The 4,336-nt window shown below is 38.4% G+C and carries 2 protein-coding genes and 3 pseudogenes; 3 read left to right on the top strand and 2 right to left on the bottom strand.

What is annotated here, in order from left to right:
* The first annotated feature begins 179 nt into the window (after window positions 1-179).
* The 3 genes and pseudogenes from AB3X49_RS18460 (at window position 180) to AB3X49_RS18450 (ending at window position 1,759) form a co-directional block, all read left to right on the top strand.
* Window positions 180-461 (top strand): hypothetical protein, encoded by a 282-nt coding sequence (locus tag AB3X49_RS18460; protein WP_367963884.1) that lies wholly within the window; start codon window positions 180-182, stop codon window positions 459-461.
* A 2-nt stretch (window positions 462-463) separates the two neighbouring features.
* Window positions 464-667, top strand: a complete 204-nt coding sequence (locus AB3X49_RS18455) for a hypothetical protein (RefSeq protein WP_367963882.1) — start codon at window positions 464-466, stop codon at window positions 665-667.
* 59 nt (window positions 668-726) lie between these two features.
* Window positions 727-1,759, top strand: a pseudogene (locus AB3X49_RS18450) (N-acetylmuramoyl-L-alanine amidase).
* A 199-nt stretch (window positions 1,760-1,958) separates the two neighbouring features.
* On the opposite strand, the pseudogene AB3X49_RS18445 reads toward AB3X49_RS18450, so the two are convergent.
* Window positions 1,959-3,107 (bottom strand): annotated as a pseudogene (locus AB3X49_RS18445) (S1C family serine protease); the annotation flags it as partial.
* Window positions 3,108-3,128: 21 nt separating this feature from the next.
* Window positions 3,129-3,919, bottom strand: a pseudogene (locus AB3X49_RS18440) (IS982 family transposase).
* Window positions 3,920-4,336: the final 417 nt, after the last annotated feature.

Genomic DNA, 4,336 nt, shown 5'->3' with positions numbered 1-4,336 from the left:
AGGAGCTTGAAGACATTCAAAATTCGAAAATACAAGAAATGGAGAGAAAGCATCAGGAAGAGATGACGGTCATGAATAGTAAGATAGCGGCATTAGAACAGTTCGTTCAAAAATTAATACATGAGAAACCAGAGCAGCCATAAGCTGTTCTTTTTTGAGATAGATGAGGAGTGAATGAAATGACAGTGGAACTTGGTCTATTACTTGCAGTATTATCACTTGCCATCAGCTATTTTGGTTACACACTCAACAAGTCCAAATCCATAAAAGTAGATGGGCAACAAAGTGCAGAGGTCAAAGCAGAGCTTGGTTATATCCGAAAAGGTGTGGATGATATTCGGATTGATTTAAAAGCAAGCGAAAAACAAATGGTAGCACTGGGAGAACGGGTCACGAGGGTAGAGGAAAGTACCAAACAAGCGCATAAACGCTTGGATACAATTGAAAAGGAGACGGATTAGACATGACAAAAGAGAATATCCAAAAACGATTACAAAACTGGAAAACATGGGTGGCACTTGCCTCCCTTCTGGGATTCATTTGTGCAAAGGTTGGGTTACTGGAGACAAAAAGTTTTATCGATGAAGTGTTATCGTATGTATTCACACTAGGTGTCGCCTTAGGAATCTGGAGTGACCACGAAGGCACAGCACAAACAGACAAATAAAAAACAAAGAGAACGCATCGCCAATCGGTGGTGCGTTTTTCTATTGGAGGAGAAACAAAATGAAACGATTACTGGGGATAGTTACAACGTTATGTATGGTATTTTCGCTTTCTACGAGCGTTTTTGCGGACAGGATACTATCTGATACCTGATGTACCGAAAACGCCATACAGGGGCGGAATAGGAGTATATGAAGGGGTGGTTGCCCACAGCACCGCAACACCAGAAGCGCCAGCCATTAATATTCAACGTTATGAAACTCGTACTTGGAGAAATGCATTTGTACACTACGCAGTGGATTGGAATGAAACCATTCAAATTGCGGATACAAAATACATTGCTTATGGTGCAGGTGCCGCAGCAAATAAACGATTTGTCCATGTAGAGTTGTGCGAGACGGCTGATTACGCCAAGTTTAAACGGAGTTATGACAAGTATGTACGATTACTGGCCAGAATTTTAAAAGATAACAATCTATCTGTAGAAAAAGGATTGTGGACGCATAACGACGTGAGGAAGTACCTGGGCGGTACGGATCATGAAGACCCGATTGATTATTTACGTAGCCATGGCGTATCAGAATCTCAATTTAGAAGTGATGTACAGCGGGCATATAACAATGGTGGAATAATGGAAACAACAGGTGAAGATAGCCCAGTCGTCCACACACAAGGCATTGCTTATATCCTCGGAAACAATGTAAATCTACGAAAAGGACCGGGAACAAATTACGGTGTGATTCGCCAGCTGAACAAACCAGAGTCATATATTGTGTGGGCTGAAAAGGATGGATGGCTTAATCTTGGTGGGGAGCAATGGGTGAAATATAATCTGGAGTACATCAGCTTTGAAAGAAAAGAATCAGTAAATCAAATTGAAGGAAAACGAGTTGTTTCAAAAGTAAATAACCTTCGGTTCTGTGATTCACCATCATGGCAAGATAGCGCTGTAGCTGGTACATTGGATGAAGGGGAGGGCTTCACGATTGATGAGAAGGTAAGTGTGGGCGGTTCTCCACAATTTAAGGTGCATAATTCAAAAGGACGCACATACTATATGACAGCAAATGAAGCTTATGTGTATGTGAGATAAGGAACGAAAAAGAGGCCGTCTCGCACTTTAAGATGGCTCTCTTTTGTATTACAGTATCGGCAATATTAGTATATGATTCCTTGCACAGAATAGGATGAAAAAATAAAGAAAGGCATCTTCTCAAGCGAAGGTGCCTCTCATGTGGTGGGCTGTATAAACCAAGGTTTTCACCAAATTAGGTGATTCGGCTTATAGTGTATCACCTTGTAGTAGATGAATTATCCCCCAGTGTAGCTGCTTTTGTTATTTTTTCTCCATTGCGATAGAATGTAATTTTCACTTTATCCCCCACTTTCTTCTTCTCGTATAGGTATTTACGGAATTGAAGTGCATTTTCAATCTTTTGGTCATCTAACTCAACAACAAAATCATATTGTTGTAATCCTGCTTTTTCCGCTGGGGAAATTGGATAAATTTCTCTTAAGATAACACCATTTTTGATATCTTTTGGAAGCTTTAATTGATTAAGCGAGTAACCATGTAAGTCATCCAAAGAAACAATACCAACTCCAAGTGCTGGGCGTTTTACAGTGCCTTCTTTTTCAAGAGACTCGATTATCGGTTTTGCAATGTTAATTGGGATAGCGAAACCAATTCCTTCTACGGCCTGTTGTGCAATTTTGCTAGAATTAATGCCTATTACTTCGCCACTTTGGTTAAATAACGCACCACCACTATTTCCTGGATTAATGGCGGCATCTGTTTGAATAACCAGCGCTTGTCAACTTGAACTTTGGTCACCATTAGTATTAACAGGGATTTCTCGTTCTTTACTACTAATAATCCCTTTTGTGACACTGCTATTAAGTCCTAGAGGATTACCAATTGCGAAGGCGGGTTCACCAGCACGGATTTTACTTGAATCACCTAGGGTCGCCACTTTATTAATAGTAGATCCATCAACTTCTAGAACAGCTAAATTTAGTAAAGGGTCTTGTCCTATTAGTTTTACTACAAGTTTATTCGCTCCATCGACAACGTGATTGTTTGTTACAATATATGCTGTATTGCCAGATTTTTTATAAATTACACCCGAACCTGCTCTAGTTTCATGTTCTTGCGCTGTTTGCTCCATTTTAAATGGGTTCATATCCTTTTGTATATTAAGTACACCCACGACAACCTGTTTCCCACCTTCGAGCATACCAGGTAAATCGGTTTCATTGTTGATTTTGTTTGAAACTGGAGTTGCAGTACTTTCCACCTTAGAATTGGAAGATAACGGTGAGGACAATGCTGCACCGCTCCCGTTGCTCCAAGGTATATACGGTGCAGCCAAACTAATTGAAACAGCGCCAACTAGACCTGTGAAAAAATATCTGTTCTTGCCATTTGATTTTCTAGCTTCTCACCTGTGGTGCTAGTTGATTTAGAAACATCCTAAAGAGTATTTCAAGGTATTCCCAAACCGCTCTCTAGCCTTATCTAGCATGAGACAATACACAAGTAAAATGCTTTCTAATCTATTTTCAAATCCTAATATAGAACGACTTCTAAAGTCTTGAATCCCTAATTTTTCTAAGGATGAAAAAACTGTTTCAATTTTTTTACGTCGTTTGCCTAATAAAGTATCATTAATTTTGTCCGCATCTTTCATATTTTTACGTAATGGAGTGGTGATTGTGACGCCCTTTCGAGCTAGTCTTTCTTGAATAGAATCGCTTATATAGCCCTTGTCACCAAGAATATGGCAGACGGAAGCTTCGTTAACTAACGTTTCAAGCAGTTGCACATCGTGGATTTTAGGTGAACTAACCACATAAGCTACTGGAAAGCCAGATTCAGTAACTGCAGCACTTATTTTTACTCCATAATAATAAACTTCTTTGGTAGAATTATAGCCAATCTCAGCAATGGAACCCAGTACTTTTGCCCGACGATTTCGGATTTCTTTACAAAAAGGACTTGGGAAACTATCAACAATTGCCGTTGTGACGTTTTTCGTCTTCTGTTTTACAAAAAAGAAACGGATGATTTTTATAGCATAGGTTAAACTTGCACAAAGTCGAGTGTATCGTGTTGGACTAACTTATCAACATTCTTACGATTCTTAATCGTGGCTGGTATACATTTTTTATATAGTTTAACAACAATTTCTAAAATTGGATTGAAAACTGTATAGGTATCTGTATAATTATTTTTATATTTAGGAGATTGCATATCATTCACTCATTTCTTGGTCGTTTTGAGTTCAATATATGCAATCTTTTTCTATTTTTCCAGCATCTTTTAACATTCTAAATCAACTAGCACCACAGGTATTAAACATCCTTTTTAAATTAGAAATAGTTACCTAAAAAATCAGGGGAATACTATGATATAATCTATATTTGAAAATGGAAATGGATTCAGGTTGTTGTACGAATGAACCGAAAAAAACCAATTCCGCTTACACGAGGAATTGGTTTTTTCTTTTATGAAATAATTACAAGGGTTTAAACATATCTAATGTGCACAATCGTTGAACCCTTTTAGTGTAGCATGATAAACAGATAAAGAGAATAAAAAGCCGTTCGTTGTATTGCAGTGACCCCAAAAAGTTAGACACATTATTTGATTAGGCAACCTCTTGGGTAT

The organism is Bacillus sp. C30 (assembly GCF_040838255.1).
Classification (GTDB): Bacteria; Bacillota; Bacilli; order Bacillales; family Bacillaceae_G; genus Bacillus_A; species Bacillus_A mycoides.
Note: the sequence above shows the minus strand (reverse complement) of the source record. Positions and strands in the feature narration are given on the sequence as shown.